This window comes from Type-E symbiont of Plautia stali (assembly GCF_059731115.1).
Window position 1 is genome coordinate 705,964 of sequence record NZ_AP035906.1, and the last position, 20,850, is coordinate 726,813.

Below are 20,850 nucleotides of genomic sequence, written 5' to 3' on the forward strand. Positions count from 1 at the left end.
GGCAAAAATTCAGGAGAGCTTCAATCATGCGAGTGCTGAAATTCGGCGGAACCTCAGTAGCCAATGCGGAACGTTTTCTCCGCGTGGCAGATATTCTGGAAAGCAACGCGCAACAGGGACAGGTTGCCACCGTGCTCTCTGCGCCAGCGAAAATCACCAATCATCTGGTGGCGATGATTGAGAAAACCATCAGCGGCCAGGACGCACTGACGAATATCAGCGATGCCGAACGTATTTTTGCCGATCTGCTGCAGGGCCTGGCGGAGGCTCAGCCGGGCTTCGATTATGATGGCCTGAAAACCCGCATCGAGCTGGAATTTGCCCAGCTGAAACAGGTGCTGCACGGCATCAGCCTGCTGGGACAGTGTCCGGATGCAGTGAACGCCGCCATCATCTGCCGTGGTGAGAAGCTCTCTATCGCTATCATGGAAGCGCTGCTGCAGGCGCGCGGCCATAAAGTCACGGTGATCGATCCGGTGGAGAAACTGCTGGCCGTTGGTCACTACCTCGAATCCACCGTGGATATCGCCGAGTCAACCCGTCGCATCGCGGCCAGCCAGATCCCAGCCGATCACATGATCCTGATGGCCGGTTTTACCGCCGGTAACGAGAAGGGCGAACTGGTGGTGCTGGGCCGTAATGGCTCTGACTACTCGGCGGCGGTGCTGGCTGCCTGCTTGCGTGCGGACTGCTGCGAGATCTGGACTGACGTAGACGGTGTTTACACTTGCGATCCACGCCAGGTGCCGGATGCGCGACTGCTGAAGTCGATGTCCTACCAGGAAGCGATGGAGCTGTCTTACTTCGGCGCGAAAGTCCTTCATCCGCGCACCATTGCTCCGATTGCCCAGTTCCAGATTCCTTGTCTGATCAAAAATACCGCCAACCCGCAAGCGCCCGGCACTTTGATCGGTGGCGAAGGCGAGCTGGATGAGAACCCGGTGAAAGGCATCACCAACCTGAATAATATGGCGATGTTTAACGTCTCCGGTCCTGGTATGAAAGGCATGGTCGGCATGGCAGCACGCGTGTTTGCCGCGATGTCGCGTACCGGTATCTCGGTGGTGCTGATCACCCAATCCTCTTCTGAATACAGCATCAGTTTCTGCGTACCGCAGAGCGAGCAGGCGCGTGCGCGCCGTGTATTGGAAGAAGAGTTCTATCTGGAGCTGAAAGATGGCCTGCTGGATCCACTCGATGTGCTGGAGCAGTTGGCGGTGATTTCCGTGGTCGGCGATGGCATGCGCACCTTGCGCGGCATCTCCGCCAAATTCTTCTCGGCGCTGGCGCGTGCCAACATCAATATCGTGGCGATTGCGCAGGGTTCCTCTGAGCGTTCCATCTCGGTGGTGGTGAGCAATGATGAAGTGACCACTGGCGTGCGCGTGGTGCATCAGATGCTGTTCGCCACCGATCAGGTGATCGAAGTGTTCGTTGTCGGTGTCGGCGGTGTCGGCGCGGCGTTGCTGGAGCAGCTGCATCGTCAGCAGGCGTGGCTGAAAGAGAAGCACATCGATCTGCGCGTGTGCGGTATCGCCAATTCTCGCGCGCTGTTAACCAATGTGCACGGCATCGATCTCAGCGACTGGAAAGGCGCGCTGAGCGAAGCCAAAGAGCCGTTCAATCTCGGTCGTCTGATGCGTTTGGTGAAGGAGTATCACCTGCTGAACCCGGTGATTGTGGACTGTACTTCCAGCCAGGCGGTGGCCGATCAATATGCTGACTTCCTTGCTGAAGGTTTCCACGTGGTGACGCCGAACAAAAAGGCCAATACCTCGTCGTGGAATTACTATCAGCAGATGCGTGCGGCCGCGGCGAAATCGCGTCGTAAGTTCCTGTACGACACCAACGTCGGTGCTGGTCTGCCAGTGATCGAAAACCTGCAAAATCTGCTGAATGCCGGTGACGAGCTGATCAAATTCTCCGGTATTCTCTCCGGTTCACTCTCCTTTATCTTCGGGAAACTGGACGAAGGCGTTTCACTGTCTGAAGCCACCAAAATGGCGCGTGAGATGGGCTTCACCGAGCCGGATCCGCGTGACGATCTTTCAGGCACCGATGTGGCGCGTAAACTGCTGATTCTGGCGCGTGAAGCGGGTCATCAACTGGAGCTGAGCGATATCGAGATTGAGCCGCTGCTGCCAGCTGAACTCACCGACATCGCTGACGTCGAGCAGTTTATGGCCCGCCTGCCGGAACTGGATGATGCTTTTGCCGCCCGCGTTGCCAAAGCGCGTGATGAAGGTAAAGTGTTACGCTTCGTCGGCGCCATTGAAGAAGGCGGCGTCTGCAAAGTGAAAATCGATGCGGTGGACGGTAACGATCCGCTGTACAAAGTGAAGAACGGCGAGAACGCGCTGGCGTTTTACAGCCGCTATTATCAGCCGATCCCGCTGGTTCTGCGTGGATACGGCGCGGGGAATGATGTCACAGCGGCCGGCGTGTTTGCCGACTTGCTGCGTACACTGTCGTGGAAGTTGGGAGTTTGATGATGGTAAAAATTTATGCACCGGCCTCAATAGGTAACGTCAGCGTCGGCTTTGATGTGCTGGGCGCGGCGGTTTCGCCGGTGGATGGCACTCTGTTGGGTGACTGCGTATCGGTAGAAGCGGCCGACAGCTTCAGCATGGTGAACACCGGGCGCTTTGTCAGCAAGCTGCCAACCAATCCGCAAGAGAACATCGTTTATCAGTGCTGGGAACGTTTCTGCCAGGCGATTGGTAAAGAAGTGCCTGTCGCGATGACACTGGAAAAGAATATGCCGATCGGTTCCGGTCTGGGTTCCAGCGCCTGCTCGGTGGTCGCGGGTTTAATGGCGATGAACGAGTTCTGCGGCAAGCCATTGAACGATACCGAGCTGCTGGCCTTGATGGGCGAGCTGGAAGGGCGTATTTCCGGCAGCGTGCACTTTGATAACGTCGCGCCTTGCTTCCTCGGCGGTGTACAGCTGATGATTGAAGAAAACGGTATCATCTCACAGGATGTGCCGTGCTTTGATGACTGGCTGTGGGTGATGGCCTATCCAGGCATTAAAGTCTCAACCGCTGAAGCACGCGCGATTCTGCCTGCGCAGTACCGCAAAGACGATGCCATCAAGCATGGCCGTCTGTTAGCGGGCTTTATTCACGCCTGTCATACCCGCCAGCCGCTGCTGGCGGCTAAACTGATGCAGGATGTGATTGCAGAACCTTACCGCACCAAACTGCTGCCGGGCTTCGCTGAGGCGCGCCAGGCGGCTGCCGACATCGGCGCGTTGGCCTGTGGTATTTCGGGCTCCGGCCCGACACTTTTCGCCGTTTGCAACGAGATGGCAACGGCACAGCGGATGGCAGACTGGCTGAGCCAGCACTATCTGCAGAACGATGAAGGCTTCGTCCATATCTGCCGTCTTGATACGGCTGGCGCACGTAACTTGGGATAACGCATGAAACTCTACAACCTTAAGGATCACAACGAGCAGGTTAGTTTTGCTCAGGCCGTTAAACAGGGCCTCGGCTCGCAGCAAGGGCTGTTCTTCCCGCTCGAACTGCCGGAATTCGAACTGACCGACATCGATGCGATGCTGGAGATGGATTTCGTCAGCCGCAGCAGCAAAATTCTCTCTGCTTACATTGGCGATGAGATTGCCGCGCACCAGTTGGCTGAGCGCGTGAAAAACGCCTTTGCCTTCCCCGCGCCGGTGGCGAAAGTCAGTGCAGATGTGGCGTGCCTCGAACTGTTCCACGGCCCCACGCTGGCATTCAAAGACTTCGGCGGCCGTTTCATGGCGCAAATGCTCTCTTATGTGTCAGGCGCTGATGAGCAAATCACCATTCTGACCGCGACCTCCGGTGATACCGGCGCCGCCGTGGCACATGCCTTCTACGGCATGGAAAACGTGCGTGTCGTTATCCTCTATCCGCAGGGCAAAATCAGCCCGCTGCAGGAAAAGCTGTTCTGTACGCTGGGCGGCAACATTGAAACCATCGCGGTGGAAGGCGATTTCGATGCCTGCCAGGCGCTGGTGAAGCAGGCGTTTGATGATGAAGCGCTGAAGAAAGCGATTGGCCTGAACTCGGCTAACTCCATCAACATCAGCCGCTTGCTGGCGCAGATTTGCTATTACTTCGAAGCGGTGGCGCAACTGCCACAAGAGCAGCGCAATCAATTGGTGGTTTCCGTGCCAAGCGGTAACTTTGGTGACCTGACCGCAGGCCTGCTGGCGAAATCCCTCGGCTTGCCGATCAAGCGCTTTATCGCTGCCACCAACGCCAACGACACCGTGCCACGTTTCCTGGGCAACGGCGAATGGCTGCCGAATGCGACAGTGGCAACCCTGTCTAACGCCATGGACGTCAGCCAGCCGAACAACTGGCCGCGCGTGGAAGAGCTGTTCCGTCGTAAAACCTGGCGCCTGACCGATCTGGTGTCTGGCGCGGTATCGGATGAGACCACCAAAGCCACCATGCGTGAGCTGGCGGAAATTGGCTACATCTCTGAACCGCACGCGGCGATTGCCTATCGCATGCTGCGCGACAACCTGCAGGAAGGCGAGTTCGGCCTGTTCCTCGGCACCGCGCATCCGGCCAAGTTTAAAGAGAGCGTGGACGAGATTCTGGGTCAGGAATTGCCGCTGCCAAAAGAGCTGGCAGAGCGCGCTGAGCTGCCACTGCTGTCGCATAATATGGCGGCAGACTTCGCTGAACTGCGTAAGTTCTTGATGAAGTAATGCAAACAGGCGCGCGACCATGCGCGTTTTGAAGAGTAAGGTCGCCATGATGGCGACCTTTTTTATTTCTGTTCGTGGCGCTTAAACACCAGCTCGTTACCTTTGCTCTCATCAGCCGCAAAGAAGTAGCCATCAACATCAAACTGTTTCAGCTGCTCGGGCTTGCTCAGGCGGTTCTGAATCACATAGCGGCTCATCAGGCCACGCGCTTTCTTGGCGTAAAAACTGATTACTTTAAACTTGCCGTTCTTCTCATCAAGGAACACCGGCTTGATCAACTCACCGTTCAGTTGCTTCGGCTTCACCGCTTTGAAGTACTCATCAGATGCCAGGTTGATCAGCACCTCATCGCCTTGCTCGGCCATCGCTTCATTGAGCTTCTGCGTCAGTAAATCACCCCAGAAACCGTAGAGATCTTTCGCCGCCGGGTTGGCCAGCTTGATGCCCATTTCCAGACGATAAGGCTGCATCAAATCCAGTGGGCGCAGCACGCCGTATAAACCGGACAGCATGCGCAGGTGCTGCTGGGCAAAATCGAAATCTGCATCACTGAACGTTTCAGCCTGCAAACCGGTGTACACGTCGCCTTTAAACGCCAGAATTGCCTGACGCGCATTTTCGAGCGTGAAGGGCGGCTGCCACTGGTTGAAGCGATCGGCATTCAGATGTGCCAGTTTGTCGCTGATGCTCATTAGTGAACTGATCTGCGCCGGTGAAAGATCGCGCGCAACATCGATCAGCTGTTGTGATTTTTCTAACAGTGTTGACTGCGTAAAGCGCTGTGTCGCCAGCGGGCTTTCAAAATCCAGTGTCTTCGCTGGCGAGATAACCATCAGCATCGTGTTTGTCCTTGTTGACCCGCCTGTTTACAGGGGATTGGTGGGAATTAAGTTGCGACGAGTGTAGCAAAAAAGCTGCACGGATCGGCAAATCGCTCCCATTTGTTAGCGCTATCGTAATGAGGCACTTCGTGATGTTGCGCACTGAATTGTGCGTGATATTATCCCAACAGCCTTTTACACCCTGACAGTCAACCTAAGAGAAAGAGAACCATGACGGACAAACTTACTTCCTTGCGTCAGCTGACTACTGTGGTCGCAGACACCGGTGATATCGCGGCGATGAAGCTTTATCAGCCGCAAGATGCGACCACCAACCCTTCTTTGATCCTCAACGCCGCTCAAATCCCTGAATACCGCAAACTGATTGACGAAGCCATTACCTGGGCACGTCAGCAGAGCAGCAACAAAGAAGAGCAGCTGGCACTGGTTTCTGACAAGCTGGCCGTCAACATTGGTCTGGAAATTCTGAAACTGATCCCAGGCCGTATCTCTACCGAAGTTGACGCTCGTCTCTCCTACGACACCGAAGCGAGCATCGCGAAGGCACGTAGCCTGATCAAGCTGTACAACGATGCTGGCATCAGCAACGACCGTATCCTGATCAAACTGGCCTCAACCTGGCAGGGCATCCGTGCTGCTGAGCAGCTGGAAAAAGAAGGCATCAACTGTAACCTGACTCTGTTGTTCTCCTTCGCACAGGCGCGTGCTTGTGCTGAAGCAGGCGTGTTCCTGATCTCGCCATTCGTAGGCCGTATCCTCGACTGGTACAAGCAGAACACCGATAAGAAAGAGTACGCTGCGCATGAAGATCCAGGCGTGGTGTCAGTGGCGGAAATCTACAACTATTACAAACAGCACGGTTATGAAACTGTGGTAATGGGTGCCAGCTTCCGTAACATCGGTGAAATCATCGAACTGGCCGGCTGTGACCGTCTGACCATCTCTCCGGGCCTGCTGAAAGAGCTGGCAGAGAGCGAAGGCGCGGTTGAGCGCAAGCTGAGCTATACCGGTGAAGTCAAAGCGCGCCCTGCGAAAATGACCGAAGCTGAGTTCTTCTGGCAGCACAACCAGGATCCAATGGCCGTGACCAAACTGGCTGAAGGTATCCGCAACTTTGCCATCGATCAGGGCAAACTTGAGAAGATGATCGCCGAACTGCTGTAAGGTGATTTGCCGTGGCGCCACCCGTCGCCACGGTTTTACGCTTTCCCCTCGCTTCCGCTTTGTATTATCCTTTTTGCATTCCCCTTCAATTGCCGCATTGCGGTCAACCACAGCGATAACTTAATGGATACTTTACGTATTGGATTAATTTCCGTTTCCGATCGTGCTGCTAATGGCATTTATCAGGATCAAGGCATTCCGGCGCTGGAAACCTGGCTCGCCGCCGCGCTGACTACCCCGTTTGAAATCGAAACCCGTTTAGTGCCCGATGAGCAGCCGATGATTGAACAGGCGATCTGCGAACTGGTCGATGAACTGTTCTGCAATCTGGTGTTGACCACCGGCGGAACCGGTCCTGCGCGCCGCGATGTGACGCCCGATGCCACTCTGGCAGTCGCCGATCGTGAGATGCCGGGTTTTGGCGAACAGATGCGTCAAATCAGCCTGCAGTTTGTGCCGACTGCGATCCTTTCGCGTCAGGTGGGGGTGATACGTAAACAGTCGCTGATCCTCAATCTGCCGGGCCAGCCCAAATCCATCAAAGAGACGCTGGAAGGGCTGAAAGCAGAAGATGGTGCAGTGAAAGTGCCAGGCATTTTTGCCGCCGTACCTTATTGTTTACAGTTACTGGAAGGGCCCTATGTGGAAACCGATCCCGAGGTGGTAGCAGCATTTCGCCCTAAAAGTGCAAGGCGTGAGACAAACGTCTGAAAATCGCCGTTTTCAGGCATAAAATCCAACGCCGCTGGTGTGGCGAAATATTGACGGTATAGTAACTCCAGCTTTACAACCATACTGACTTTGCCTCTGGATACCGCACGACTATGGATGCACACACAATGCGCCGTCTCAACGGCCAGGATTATAAAACCCTGTCGCTGGCCGCCCTCGGCGGGGCGCTGGAATTCTACGACTTCATCATCTTCGTTTTCTTCGCCACCGTAATTGGCGAGCTATTTTTCCCGCCGGATATCCCAGAGTGGTTGCGTCAGGTGCAGACCTTCGCGATTTTCGCCGCCGGTTATCTGGCGCGTCCTCTGGGCGGCATCATCATGGCGCACTTTGGTGACAAAGTTGGGCGCAAGAAGATGTTTAGTCTGAGCATTCTGTTAATGGCGTTACCCACGCTGGCAATGGGCGCACTGCCGACTTATGCCAGTATTGGCATCGCAGCGCCGATTTTGATGCTGCTGATGCGCGTGCTGCAGGGCGCCGCGATTGGTGGCGAAGTGCCGGGTGCGTGGGTCTTCGTGGCTGAACATGTGCCGGAAAAACGCATCGGTTTTGCCTGTGGCACGCTGACAGCAGGTTTAACGGCGGGCATTTTGCTGGGTTCGCTGGTGGCGACGGTGCTGAACACCACACTTTCACCGGCTGCAATTCGCGATCACGGCTGGCGCATTCCATTCTTCCTCGGTGGCCTGTTTGGTTTACTGGCGATGTATCTGCGCCGTTGGCTGCATGAAACGCCAGTGTTTAAGCAGATGCAGGAACGTAAAGCGTTATCCGATAAGCTCCCGTTGCAAACCATTTTGACCAGCCATAAACGCGGGATTGTGGTGTCGATGTTGGTCACCTGGCTGCTTTCGGCCTGCATTGTGGTGGTGATCCTGATGGCACCCACATTAATGCAGAAGCAGCATGCGATTCCCGCAGCGTTAAGTCTGCAGGCGAATAGCGTTGCTACCATCATGTTGCTGATTGGCTGCGTCGTCGCTGGCTGGCTGGTGGATCGCTTCGGCGCGGCATTAACGCTGATGGGCGGTTCGTTGCTGTTGGCCATCTTCAGCTGGAACTTCTTCCATCAACTGGGTGGCTCGCCTGAGATGCTGTTCGTCTGGTACGGCCTGGCGGGATTGAGCGTGGGCGTGGTGGGTGTGGTGCCCTTTGTAATGGTCAAAGCGTTCCCGGCGGCGGTGCGTTTCACCGGTATCTCATTTTCCTACAATGTGGCCTATGCGATTTTCGGCGGTCTGACACCGATCAGCGTGACGCTGATGATGCAACTCACGCCGATGGCGCCGGCCTGGTATGTGCTGGCGTTGGCGCTGATTGGCTTGCTGGTTGGCCTGTGGCTGCAGAGCGAAAAACAGCGATCGACGCTGCTCAATCAGGTGAATGTCTAACCTAAGGCGCGTAAGCGCCTTTTTCTTTTCCGCATTTTTTTAAAATTATTTTAGTTTTAACCCTTGATGCGCTCTGAAGCGGCCCCATTTACTTGTCATCGAGTGATGTCAGGCAGCAAAAAAAGCCTGTCACAGCAGTTGAAAAGGGTCAGTTTGACCACATATCTGCTAACAACGCTAATTGACAAAGAATTTAAGTGGGAGACGTTTAGATGGGTAAGATTATTGGTATTGACTTGGGTACAACCAACTCATGTGTTGCGGTTATGGATGGTGGTAAAGCACGTGTGCTTGAAAACGCCGAAGGCGATCGCACCACACCGTCAATCATTGCATATACACAAGATGGCGAAACTCTGGTCGGTCAGCCGGCTAAACGTCAGGCGGTGACTAACCCGCAGAACACCCTGTTCGCGATCAAGCGCCTGATTGGCCGTCGTTTCCAGGACGAAGAAGTGCAGCGTGATATCAAAATCATGCCTTACAAAATCATCGGTTCTGATAACGGTGACGCATGGTTGAACGTGAAAGACCAGAAAATGGCACCACCGCAGATCTCTGCTGAAGTGCTGAAAAAGATGAAGAAAACCGCGGAAGATTTCCTCGGTGAAGCGGTAACCGAAGCGGTTATCACTGTTCCAGCTTACTTCAACGATGCACAGCGTCAGGCAACCAAAGATGCCGGCCGTATCGCGGGTCTGGACGTAAAACGTATCATCAACGAACCTACCGCAGCCGCACTGGCTTACGGTCTGGATAAAGGTCAGGGCAACCGTACTATCGCGGTATATGACCTGGGTGGTGGTACTTTCGATATCTCTATCATCGAAATCGATGAAGTTGATGGCGAGAAAACCTTCGAAGTACTGGCGACCAACGGTGACACTCACCTCGGTGGTGAAGACTTTGATAGCCGTCTGATCAACTACTTAGTCGCGGAATTCAAGAAAGATCAGGGTATCGATCTGCATAACGATCCGCTGGCGATGCAGCGTCTGAAAGAAGCGGCTGAAAAAGCGAAGATTGAACTGTCTTCAGCGCAGCAGACCGACGTGAACCTGCCGTACATCACTGCAGATGCAACCGGTCCTAAGCACCTGAACATCAAAGTGACCCGTGCGAAGCTGGAATCACTGGTTGAAGATCTGGTGACCCGTTCTATCGAGCCACTGAAAGTTGCTCTGCAGGACGCTGGCCTGTCTGTTTCTGATATCAACGACGTAATCCTCGTCGGTGGTCAGACACGTATGCCAATGGTTCAGGCCAAAGTGACCGAGTTCTTTGGTAAAGAGCCACGTAAAGACGTGAACCCGGATGAAGCCGTTGCTGTAGGTGCTGCGGTTCAGGGTGGCGTGCTGGCAGGTGACGTGAAAGACGTTCTGCTGCTGGACGTGACTCCACTGTCACTGGGTATCGAAACCATGGGTGGCGTGATGACTGCGCTGATTAGCAAGAACACCACCATCCCAACCAAGCACAGCCAGGTGTTCTCAACCGCTGAAGATAACCAGTCTGCCGTGACCATTCACGTGCTGCAGGGTGAGCGTAAGCGTTCAGGTGATAATAAATCTCTGGGCCAGTTCAACCTCGACGGTATCCAGGCTGCACCGCGCGGTATGCCGCAGATCGAAGTGACCTTCGATATCGATGCCGATGGTATCCTGCACGTGTCTGCGAAAGACAAAAACAGCGGTAAAGAGCAGAAGATCACCATCAAAGCTTCTTCAGGTCTGAACGAAGAAGAGATCGAAAAAATGGTGCGTGACGCAGAAGCCAACGCCGAGTCTGACCGTAAGTTCGAAGAGCTGGTTCAGACCCGCAACCAGGGTGACCAGATTTCTCACAGCACCCGTAAGCAGTTGGACGAAGCCGGTGACAAACTGTCTGCTGAAGACAAAGCACCGATCGAATCTGCGCTGACCGAGCTGAACACTGCGCTGAAAGGCGAAGACAAAGCGGAAATCGAAGCCAAAATGCAGGCATTGATGGAAGTCTCAAGCAAACTGATGGAACTGGCACAGCAGCAGGGCCAGGCGGGCGCAGCAGATGCTGGCGACGCTTCAGCGAAGAAAGATGACGACGTTGTCGACGCTGAATTCGAAGAAGTTAAAGATAAAAAATAATTGCCCCTGACCGGGCGCGACGGCTGGCCTGACAGCCGTTGAAACCAGCACGGGCGTAGGAGATCTCTCCACGCCCGTGCGATCATGTTAAGGGCAGAACAAAATGGCTAAGAGTGATTTTTACGAGATCTTAGGCGTCTCTAAATCCGCAGATGAGCGTGAAATCAAAAAGGCCTATAAGCGCCTGGCGATGAAATACCATCCGGACCGTAACCCGGACAATAAAGAAGCCGAAGCTAAGTTTAAAGAGATTAAAGAAGCCTACGAAGTCCTGACCGATGCGCAGAAGCGTGCGGCCTATGACCAGTACGGCCATGCAGCCTTTGAACAGGGTGGCATGGGCGGTGGTGGATTCGGTGGCGGCGGCTTTGGCGGCGGCGGTGCTGACTTCAGCGATATCTTTGGCGACGTATTTGGCGATATCTTTGGTGGTGGACGCCGTCAGCGTGCTGCCCGTGGCGCCGATTTACGCTACAACATGGAGCTGTCGCTGGAAGAAGCGGTACGCGGCGTGACCAAAGAGATCCGCATTCCTACCCTGGAAGAGTGTGATGTCTGCCACGGCAGCGGGGCTAAAGCGGGTACGCAGCCACAGACCTGTTCAACCTGTCATGGTGCGGGTCAGGTGCAGATGCGCCAGGGCTTCTTCACCGTACAGCAGGCGTGTCCGACCTGTCACGGTCGTGGTTCGGTAATCAAAGATCCGTGCAACGCCTGTCATGGGCATGGTCGCGTTGAACGCCAGAAAACCTTGTCGGTGAAAATCCCGGCAGGCGTGGATACCGGCGATCGCATTCGTCTGAGCGGCGAAGGTGAAGCGGGTGAACACGGCGCGCCAGCGGGCGATCTGTACGTTCAGGTTTCGGTGAAGAAACACCCGATCTTCGAACGTGAAGATAACAACCTGTACTGTGAAGTGCCGATCAACTTCGCGATGGCGGCATTGGGTGGCGAGATCGAAGTGCCTACTCTTGATGGTCGCGTGAAGCTGAAAGTGCCGTCTGAAACGCAAACCGGCAAGCTGTTCCGCATGCGCGGTAAAGGTGTGAAGTCGGTGCGTGGCGGAGCCGTTGGCGATTTGCTGTGCCGTGTGGTAGTGGAAACGCCAGTTAGCCTCAACGACAAACAGAAAGCGTTGTTGCGTGAGCTGGAAGAGAGCTTTGGCGGCCCAACGGGTGAGAAAAACAGCCCGCGCTCTAAAAGCTTCTTCGATGGTGTGAAAAAGTTCTTTGACGATCTGACCCGCTAATCGGGTAAGTGGTTCACAATGAAGCGGAGAGGCGACTCTCCGCTTTTTTTATGGCTGTGATTTAATAGATCGTTATTACCGATCTATAAACGAGACATAAGCTGCTTTTAACGAGGTATTTACGCCGCTAAACTAGCCGCTAAAAATTGTCCTGCTCAGGAGGAGTTGTGAACAAACCCCGTAGTATTCGAAGCTTACTGAAGAGCTTTATCGCGAGTGATGCCAGCAACGGCATCGTGCTTATTATTGCCGCTGTTGCGGCAATGATCCTCGCCAACAGTGCAGAAACCGCGCAAGGTTATCAATCGTTCCTCGCTGAGCCGGTGCAAATTCGTTTTGGCGCACTGGATATCAGCAAAAACCTGTTGCTGTGGATCAATGATGCGTTGATGGCGTTGTTTTTCTTGTTAATCGGCCTTGAAGTGAAGCGTGAGCTGATGATTGGTGAATTAGCCAGTCGCGACCGTGCCATCTTCCCGGTGATTGCAGCGCTCGGTGGTATGGTGGTTCCCGGGCTGATCTTCTTTGGTTTCAATCATGCTGATGAAATCGCTCGCAACGGCTGGGCGATCCCAACTGCCACTGACATTGCCTTTGCTTTAGGTGTGCTGGCACTGCTCGGCAGCCGCGTACCTGCCGCACTGAAAGTGTTCCTGATGGCACTGGCGATTATTGATGATCTCGGCGCTATCGTGATCATCGCGCTGTTCTATACCAGCGATCTCTCGGTGCTGTCGCTGAGCGTCGCAGCTGGCGCTATCGTATTGCTGGCGATATTGAACCGCTGCGGTGTGCGTAACATTGCGATTTACATGCTGGTGGGCGTGGTGCTGTGGACCGCTGTGCTTAAATCCGGCGTGCATGCCACGCTGGCAGGGGTGATCGTGGGCTTCTTCGTGCCGCTGGAAGAGAAGGATGGCCATTCGCCTGCAGAACATTTGGCACACGGTTTGATGCCCTGGGTGAACTGGCTGATTCTGCCGCTGTTCGCTTTCGCTAACGCCGGTATCTCTTTAAGTGGCATTACCTTTGGCGACGTGCTGTCACCGGAGCCACTGGGCATTATCCTCGGCCTGTTGATCGGTAAACCGCTGGGCATCACGTTGTTCTGCTGGCTGGCAGTGAAGTGGCGACTGGCGGTGTTGCCGAACGGCACCACAATACGCGATATCATGGCGATCGGTGTACTGTGTGGTATTGGCTTCACCATGTCGATCTTCATTAGTTCACTGGCCTTTGACGCCGCACATGAGCAGTTGGTGACCTTCTCGAAACTCGGTATCCTCAGTGGCTCGCTGCTGTCGGCAGTAATTGGTTACACGCTGCTGCGTATCAAACTGCGATAAACAGGGAAGGAGGCGTAAGCCTCCTTTTTTTATAATGAATCAGCTCAATTTCAATCATCTCTATTATTTCTGGCAGGTGTGCAAAACCGGCTCCGTGGTACGCGCCGCTGATGTCCTGTGCCTGACGCCCCAAACGGTGACGGGTCAGATTAAGGCACTGGAAGAGCAATTGGGTGGCGCGCTGTTTCGTCGGCAGGGACGTGGTTTAGTGCCTAATGAACTCGGACAATTGGTGTTTCGCTACGCCGATCGCATGTTCATGCTCAGCCAGGAGATGCTGGATATCGTTAACTATCGCAAAGAGTCGCATCTGTTGTTCGACGTGGGTGTGGCGGATGCATTATCGAAGCCACTGGTGAGCAAAGTGCTGGAAGCGGCCGTGGTGTCTGAGGAGAAAATTCATCTGCGCTGTTTCGAGTCAACGCACGAGATGTTGCTGGAGCAACTGAGCCAGCACAAGCTCGACATGATTGTCTCGGATTGCCCAATCGACTCCACTCAGCAGGAAGGTTTGTTCTCAGTGAAACTCGGCGAATGCCCAGTCAGTTTCTGGTGCAATGCACCGCTGCCCGATCGTCCTTTCCCGGCATGTTTAGAGCAGCGTCGCCTGCTCATTCCCGGGCGTCGCTCGATGCTCGGCCGTAAGTTGCTGAACTGGATTCACAGCCAGGGGTTGCAGGTGGATATTCTGGGTGAGTTTGATGATGCGGCTTTGATGAAGGCCTTTGGTGCGCAGAACAATGCGATTTTTGTCGCGCCGACACTCTATGGCGCTGAGATCTATCGCGATGATACGATCCGTGAAATAGGGCGCCTGGAGGCGGTCATGGAGGAGTATCACGTGATCTTTGCCGAGCGTATGATTCAACATCCGGCGGTGCAACGCATCTGCAATCGTGATTTCAGCGCACTCTTTAATGCTAAATCGCAGGCATAAAAAAACCGGCTAAGCGCCGGTTCTTTCGACAAAGCGATAACCTAACAGGCGATTAAGCCAGTTTGGTGATCTGTGCAGCCAGGTTTGCTTTATGGCGTGCAGCTTTGTTTTTGTGGATCAGACCTTTAGCAGCCTGACGGTCCACGATTGGTTGCATTTCGTTGAATGCGTTCTGCGCAGCAGCTTTGTCGCCTGTTGCGATAGCCGCGTATACTTTCTTGATGAAAGTACGCATCATTGAACGGTTGCTTGCGTTATGCTTGCGACGTTTCTCAGATGTTACGGCGCGTTTCTTAGCTGATTTGATATTAGCCAAGGTCCAACTCCCAAATGTGATCTATATGGACAAATCAAAGGCCGAGGACTATGCCTTTTGCGCCTTCTTTTGTCAATGGATTTGTGCAAATAAGCGTCGTTTTAGCAACGGCGCTTGATTACGTAATTGATGGCGCAGGATTCTACCAGCAACACGTCGCTGAATACAGTATTTCGCATTAAAAATCTTCATTACCTGCCTGAGCAATGGGTTGCGTGCGCATTAAGCCGCACCATACGCAGGAAAGGCACGCAGACGGGTTAACCTGAAGGCCATTCAAGGGTATAATCCGCCGATTTCCACCGGTTTGAGTCAGCCATGAAGTTTATCCGCGGTATTTATAATCTGAAAGAGCAGCATCGCGGCTGCGTCCTGACCATTGGCAATTTTGACGGCGTACATCGCGGCCACCAGGCATTGATGGCGGAGTTGATTGCTGAAGGACGTCAACGCAATCTGCCGGTGGTGGTGATGCTGTTTGAACCGCAACCACTTGAATTGTTTGCCGGTGACAAAGCCCCGGCACGCCTGACTCGTTTGCGCGAGAAGCTGAAGTATCTCGAGCTGGCGGGTGTTGATGCGGTGCTCTGCGTCCGCTTTGATCGCCGTTTTGCGGCACACTCCGCACAAAGTTTTATCGCAGAACTGCTGGTCGATAAACTCAACGTGAAGTTTCTCGCAGTGGGTGATGATTTCCGCTTTGGCGCTGGTCGCCAGGGAGATTTCCTGTTATTACAGAAAGCCGGTGTCGAGTATGGCTTCGACGTCATCAGCACCCAGACCTATTGTGATGGCGGTGCGCGTATCAGTAGCACGGCGGTACGTCAGGCACTGGCACAGGATGATTTTGCGCAGGCGGAAGCGCTGCTGGGCCATCCATTCAGCATTTCAGGGCGCGTGGTGCACGGTGATGCACTGGGGCGCACCATTGGTTTCCCCACCGCTAACATTCCATTACGCCGCACAGTAACGCCGGTGAAAGGGGTGTTTGCGGTAGAAGTGTTAGGCCTGGGCGACAAGCCCATCGCTGGCGTGGCCAACATTGGCACACGTCCGACGGTAAAAGGTCTGCGTCAGCAGCTTGAAGTTCACCTGCTTGACACACATATGAATCTTTATGGCCACCACATTGAGGTGGTGCTGAAACAGAAGATTCGCGACGAACAGCGTTTCGCTTCGCTGGACGCGTTGAAAGAACAAATTGCGAAAGATGTGGTGACGGCCCGCCAATTTTTTGGGCTTAACGCACCGGCTTAATGACCGAAATACGGAACCGAGAATCTGATGAGTGACTATAAATCTACCCTGAATTTGCCGGAAACGGGGTTCCCGATGCGTGGCGATCTGGCCAAACGCGAACCGGGAATGCTGCAACGTTGGACTGATGACAACCTGTACGGCATCATCCGCGAAGCCAAAAAAGGGAAAAAAACCTTTATTTTGCATGATGGCCCTCCTTACGCGAACGGCAGCATTCATATTGGTCACTCCGTTAACAAGATTCTGAAAGACATTATCGTTAAGTCGAAAGGCATGGCGGGCTATGACTCGCCGTATGTGCCGGGTTGGGACTGCCATGGTTTGCCTATCGAGCACAAAGTTGAGCAGATGATCGGTAAGCCAGGCGAGAAAGTCTCCGCCGCGGAATTCCGTGCCGCCTGCCGCAACTACGCTGCTGAACAGGTTGAAGGCCAGAAGAAAGACTTCATCCGTCTCGGCGTGCTGGGCGACTGGGATCGTCCCTACCTGACCATGGACTTCAAAACCGAAGCCAACATCATTCGTGCGCTGAGTAAAATCATTGGCAACGGCCACCTGCACAAAGGCGCGAAGCCGGTGCACTGGTGCATGGATTGCCGCTCGGCGCTGGCTGAAGCGGAAGTGGAGTACTACGACAAAACCTCCCCATCTATCGACGTGATGTTTAACGCCGTCGATGCCGATGCGGTGCGCGCGAAGTTTGGCGTTGCCGCCTCTGAAGGCCCGGTTTCTCTGGTGATCTGGACCACTACCCCGTGGACCATGCCGGCCAACCGCGGTATCTCACTGCATCCTGAGTTCGAATACCAGTTGCTGCAAATCGAAGGCCGCAGCTTGATCCTCGCCAAAGAGATGGTTGAGGGTGTGATGAAGCGCGCGGGCATCACTGAGTGGAAAGTACTGGGCGAATGCAACGGTGCGGCACTTGAGCTGCAGCTGTTCCAGCACCCGTTCCTTGAGCAGATCCAATCCAAAGTCGTATTGGGCGAGCACGTTACGCTTGAAGCGGGTACCGGTGCAGTGCATACCGCACCTGGCCACGGCCCAGATGACTATGTGATCGGCCAGAAATACGGTCTGGAAACCGCTAACCCGGTCGGCCCGGATGGCGCGTACCTGCCAGGCACCTATCCCACGCTGGATGGCGTAAACGTGTTTAAAGCCAACGACATGATCGTTGAGCTGCTGAAAGAGAAAGGCGCACTGCTGCACGTTGAGAAACTGCTGCACAGCTATCCACACTGCTGGCGTCACAAAACCCCGATCATCTTCCGTGCCACCCCGCAGTGGTTCATCAGCATGGATCAGAAAGGCCTGCGTGCGCAGTCGCTGAAAGAGATCAAAGGCGTGCAGTGGATCCCGGATTGGGGCCAGGCGCGTATCGAAGCGATGGTGGCGAACCGCCCAGACTGGTGTATCTCACGTCAGCGTACCTGGGGCGTGCCGATGGCGCTGTTCGTGCATAAAGAGACCGAGCAGCTGCATCCGGATACGCTGGAGCTGATGGAGAAAGTCGCGAAGTGCGTTGAGCAGGATGGCATTCAGGCATGGTGGGATCTCGATCCGCGCGATCTGATGGGCGATGACGCTGATCACTATGTCAAAGTGCCAGATACGCTGGATGTGTGGTTCGATTCAGGATCAACCAGCTACTCTGTGGTCGATGCGCGCCCAGAATTTGGTGGCCATGCGCCGGATATGTATCTGGAAGGTTCAGATCAGCATCGTGGCTGGTTCATGTCTTCGCTGATGATCTCGACGGCGATGAAAGGCAAAGCGCCTTACCGTCAGGTACTGACGCACGGTTTCACCGTGGACGGTCAGGGCCGCAAAATGTCGAAATCCATCGGTAACACCGTGGCTCCGCAGGATGTGATGGACAAACTGGGTGCGGATATCTTGCGTCTGTGGGTCGCCTCAACGGATTACTCCGGTGAAATGGCGGTGTCCGATGAGATCCTGAAACGTGCAGCGGACAGCTATCGCCGTATCCGTAACACCGCGCGTTTCCTGCTGGCTAACCTCGCGGGCTTCAACCCGGCGACCGATTGCGTGAAACCCGAAGAGATGGTGGTGGTAGATCGCTGGGCGGTGGGCCGTGCGCTGGCTGCACAGCAGGACATCGTCCAGTCTTACGAGAACTACGATTTCCATGAAGTAGTGCAGCGTCTGATGCACTTCTGCTCCATCGAAATGGGCTCGTTCTATCTTGATGTGATTAAAGATCGTCAGTACACCGCGAAAGGTGACAGCCTGGCGCGTCGCAGTTGCCAGACCGCGCTGTGGCACATTGTTGAAGCGCTGGTGCGCTGGATGGCGCCAATCATGTCCTTCACTGCTGATGAAATCTGGGGCTACCTGCCGGGTGAACGTGCTAAATACGTATTCACCGAAGAGTGGTATGAAGGCCTGTTTGGTCTGGCAGATAACGAAGCACTGAACGACGCTTATTGGGATGAGCTGCTGAAAGTGCGCGGCGAAGTCAACAAAGTGATCGAGCAGGCGCGCAGCGATAAACGTATCGGTGGCGCACTGGAAGCCACAGTAACGCTTTACGCGGATGCTGAACTGGCCGCTAAACTGCAGGCGCTGGGCGATGAGCTGCGTTTTGTCCTGCTGACTTCCGGCGCGACGGTGGCGGATTACGCCACTGCCAGCGATGAAGCGCAGCAAAGCGAAGTACTGAAAGGTCTGAAAATCGCACTGCATAAAGCAGAAGGCGAGAAATGTCCGCGTTGCTGGCATTACACTACTGACGTTGGCCAGAATCCGGAGCATGCTGCGGTCTGTGGACGTTGTTACACCAACGTAGCCGGCAACGGTGAAGTGCGGAAATTTGCCTGATGAGTAAACTCTGCTCTACCGGATTGCGCTGGTTGTGGCTGGTGCTGGTGGTGATCGTGGTCGATTTCGCCAGCAAGCAGTGGATCATGAATAACATGATGCTGCATGAAACTCAGCCGCTGATACCGTTCCTGAATCTGTTCTACGCGCACAACTATGGCGCGGCGTTCAGCTTCCTGGCGGATAAAGGTGGCTGGCAGCGTTGGTTCTTTGCCGGCATCGCGATTGCGATTGTGGTCGCGCTGGTGGTGATGATGTATCGCAACCGTGCAAGTCACAAATTAACCAATATTGCCTACGCGCTGATTATCGGCGGGGCGTTGGGTAACCTGTTTGACCGTGCATATCACGGCTTCGTGGTGGATTTCATCGACTTCTACGTTGGTGACTGGCATTTCGCCACCTTCAACATCGCTGACTGCGGTATCTGTATTGGTGCGGCGTTGGTGGTGCTGGAAGGATTCCTCACGCCGAAAGACAAACAGGTCAAAGAGAAAGGGTAACAAATGACTGAGTCCGTACAGCGCGATAGCGCGTTGCTGGTGCATTTCACGCTGAAGCTGGAAGATGGCTCAACAGCGGAATCAACACGCGCCAACGGCAAACCAGCGCTGTTCCGTCTGGGAGATGGCAGCTTGTCTGGTGCATTGGAACAGGAACTGTTAGGGCGTAAAGTCGGCGATAAGCATGCCTTTACGCTGGCACCGGAAGATGCCTTTGGTGGCACCAGTCCGGACCTGGTTCAGTACTTTTCGCGCCGTGACTTTAAAGATGCTGGCGAACCGGAAGTCGGTTCCATCATGCTGTTCAGCGGCAGAGGTGGTAGCGAGATGCCGGGTGTGATCCGTGAAATTTCCGGTGACTCGATCACCGTTGATTTCAACCACCCGTTAGCCGGTCAGCGCATTCAGTTTGAAATTGAAGTGCTGGAGATCGATCCGGTACTGGAGGCCAGCGATGCAAATCCTGTTAGCTAACCCTCGCGGTTTCTGTGCAGGCGTGGATCGCGCCATCAGTATTGTAGAGCGCGCGCTGGAGATGTACGGTGCACCGATCTACGTGCGTCACGAAGTGGTACATAACCGCTACGTGGTGAGCAGCTTGCGCGATCGGGGAGCGATCTTCATTGAAGAGATCAGCGAAGTGCCGGACGATGCCATCCTGATCTTCTCTGCTCACGGCGTTTCTCAGGCGGTGCGGGCGGAAGCGAAAGCGCGCAATCTCACGATGCTGTTTGACGCCACTTGTCCGCTGGTGACCAAGGTACATATGGAAGTGGCGCGCGCCAGCCGTAAAGGTGTGGAAGCCATTCTGATTGGTCATGCCGGACACCCTGAAGTGGAAGGCACCATGGGGCAGTACAACAACCCCAACGGTGGCATGTATTTGGTGGAGTCACCGGAAGATGTGTTCAAGCTGAGCGTTAAGGACGAAGGCAATCTGTGCTTCATGACGCAGACAACTTTATCGGTTGATGATACGTCAGATGTGATTGATGCACTGCGTCAGCGCTTCCCGGCAATTATTGGCCCACGCAAAGATGATATCTGTTACGCCACGACTAACCGCCAGGAAGCCGTGCGTGTTCTGGCGCGTGATGCGGAAGTGGTGCTGGTGGTGGGCTCGAAAAACTCCTCTAACTCCAACCGTCTGGCCGAACTGGCACAGCGTGCGGGGAAACTGGCGAAGCTGATCGATTCAGCAGATGACATTCAGGAAGAGTGGGTTAAAGGCAAGCAGATCATCGGTGTGACGGCGGGTGCCTCGGCACCGGATATTCTGGTGCAGCAGGTGATTCAGCGCTTGAAAGAGTATGGTGGCGAAGCCGCGATTGAGCTGATTGGCCGCGAAGAGAACATTGTGTTTGAAGTGCCGAAAGAGTTGCGTGTCGAAGTGCGCAACGTCCAGTAAGCGTTTGCTATCGAAACAGAATCA

General features: G+C 54.6%; 17 protein-coding genes. 15 read left to right on the forward strand and 2 right to left on the reverse strand.

All coding sequences use genetic code 11. The features are described 5' to 3' along the window. Nucleotides 1-26: 26 nt before the first annotated feature. From thrA to thrC, 3 genes are read left to right on the forward strand one after another with little or no spacing between them, the layout of a single operon-like run. Nucleotides 27-2,489, forward strand: coding sequence for a bifunctional aspartate kinase/homoserine dehydrogenase I (gene thrA, locus AC6I8L_RS03170; protein WP_058959373.1), 2,463 nt, complete (start codon nt 27-29; stop codon nt 2,487-2,489). Between the two features lie 2 nt (nt 2,490-2,491). Then, nucleotides 2,492-3,421 carry a homoserine kinase gene (gene thrB, locus AC6I8L_RS03175; RefSeq protein ID WP_058959458.1) on the forward strand — a complete coding sequence of 310 codons (930 nt, stop codon included), beginning with the start codon at nt 2,492-2,494 and terminating at the stop codon, nt 3,419-3,421. 3 nt (nt 3,422-3,424) lie between these two features. Next, nucleotides 3,425-4,708, forward strand: a complete 1,284-nt coding sequence (thrC, locus tag AC6I8L_RS03180; RefSeq protein WP_058959372.1) for a threonine synthase — start codon at nt 3,425-3,427, stop codon at nt 4,706-4,708. Nucleotides 4,709-4,770: 62 nt separating this feature from the next. On the opposite strand, the gene yaaA is transcribed toward thrC, so the two are convergent. Continuing rightward, a complete protein-coding gene (gene yaaA / locus AC6I8L_RS03185) occupies nt 4,771-5,547 on the reverse strand; it encodes a peroxide stress protein YaaA (RefSeq protein WP_058959371.1) in 777 nt (258 codons plus the stop codon). A 213-nt stretch (nt 5,548-5,760) separates the two neighbouring features. On the opposite strand from yaaA, the gene tal reads away from it, so the two are divergent. From tal to nhaR, 7 genes are all read left to right on the forward strand, one after another. Further along, nucleotides 5,761-6,714 carry a transaldolase gene (tal, locus tag AC6I8L_RS03190; protein ID WP_034826122.1) on the forward strand — a complete coding sequence of 318 codons (954 nt, stop codon included), beginning with the start codon at nt 5,761-5,763 and terminating at the stop codon, nt 6,712-6,714. Between the two features lie 123 nt (nt 6,715-6,837). Next, nucleotides 6,838-7,425 (forward strand): molybdopterin adenylyltransferase, encoded by a 588-nt coding sequence (mog, locus tag AC6I8L_RS03195; RefSeq protein WP_058959370.1) that lies wholly within the window; start codon nt 6,838-6,840, stop codon nt 7,423-7,425. A 113-nt stretch (nt 7,426-7,538) separates the two neighbouring features. Further along, entirely contained in the window at nt 7,539-8,840 is a 1,302-nt protein-coding gene (locus AC6I8L_RS03200) for an MFS transporter (RefSeq protein ID WP_058959369.1), read from the forward strand. Nucleotides 8,841-9,052: 212 nt separating this feature from the next. After that, a complete protein-coding gene (gene dnaK, locus AC6I8L_RS03205) occupies nt 9,053-10,963 on the forward strand; it encodes a molecular chaperone DnaK (RefSeq protein WP_058959368.1) in 1,911 nt (636 codons plus the stop codon). A 103-nt stretch (nt 10,964-11,066) separates the two neighbouring features. After that, nucleotides 11,067-12,212 carry a molecular chaperone DnaJ gene (gene dnaJ, locus AC6I8L_RS03210; RefSeq protein ID WP_034826114.1) on the forward strand — a complete coding sequence of 382 codons (1,146 nt, stop codon included), beginning with the start codon at nt 11,067-11,069 and terminating at the stop codon, nt 12,210-12,212. Nucleotides 12,213-12,379: 167 nt separating this feature from the next. Next, entirely contained in the window at nt 12,380-13,558 is a 1,179-nt protein-coding gene (gene nhaA / locus AC6I8L_RS03215) for a Na+/H+ antiporter NhaA (protein ID WP_058959367.1), read from the forward strand. Nucleotides 13,559-13,592: 34 nt separating this feature from the next. Next, entirely contained in the window at nt 13,593-14,495 is a 903-nt protein-coding gene (nhaR, locus tag AC6I8L_RS03220; RefSeq protein WP_058959366.1) for a transcriptional activator NhaR, read from the forward strand. 52 nt (nt 14,496-14,547) lie between these two features. Here nhaR and rpsT read toward each other — a convergent pair whose 3' ends face one another. Continuing rightward, nucleotides 14,548-14,811, reverse strand: a complete 264-nt coding sequence (gene rpsT, locus AC6I8L_RS03225; protein WP_034826107.1) for a 30S ribosomal protein S20 — start codon at nt 14,809-14,811, stop codon at nt 14,548-14,550. A 318-nt stretch (nt 14,812-15,129) separates the two neighbouring features. Between rpsT and ribF the strand changes: the two genes are divergently transcribed. The 5 genes from ribF to ispH are packed head-to-tail and all read left to right on the forward strand — an operon-like array spanning nt 15,130 to nt 20,826. Further along, on the forward strand, nt 15,130-16,068 hold the full coding sequence (gene ribF / locus AC6I8L_RS03230) for a bifunctional riboflavin kinase/FAD synthetase (RefSeq protein WP_058959365.1): 939 nt from the start codon (nt 15,130-15,132) through the stop codon (nt 16,066-16,068). A gap of 27 nt (nt 16,069-16,095) precedes the next feature. Then, nucleotides 16,096-18,915 (forward strand): isoleucine--tRNA ligase, encoded by a 2,820-nt coding sequence (gene ileS, locus AC6I8L_RS03235; RefSeq protein ID WP_097118314.1) that lies wholly within the window; start codon nt 16,096-16,098, stop codon nt 18,913-18,915. After that, nucleotides 18,915-19,418, forward strand: coding sequence for a signal peptidase II (gene lspA, locus AC6I8L_RS03240; RefSeq protein ID WP_058959362.1), 504 nt, complete (start codon nt 18,915-18,917; stop codon nt 19,416-19,418). Before ileS ends, lspA begins: the two co-directional genes overlap by 1 nt. Before the next feature lie 3 nt (nt 19,419-19,421). Beyond that, a complete protein-coding gene (fkpB, locus tag AC6I8L_RS03245) occupies nt 19,422-19,892 on the forward strand; it encodes an FKBP-type peptidyl-prolyl cis-trans isomerase (protein WP_034826099.1) in 471 nt (156 codons plus the stop codon). Then, nucleotides 19,873-20,826, forward strand: a complete 954-nt coding sequence (gene ispH / locus AC6I8L_RS03250; protein ID WP_034826097.1) for a 4-hydroxy-3-methylbut-2-enyl diphosphate reductase — start codon at nt 19,873-19,875, stop codon at nt 20,824-20,826. Before fkpB ends, ispH begins: the two co-directional genes overlap by 20 nt. Nucleotides 20,827-20,850 lie beyond the last annotated feature (24 nt).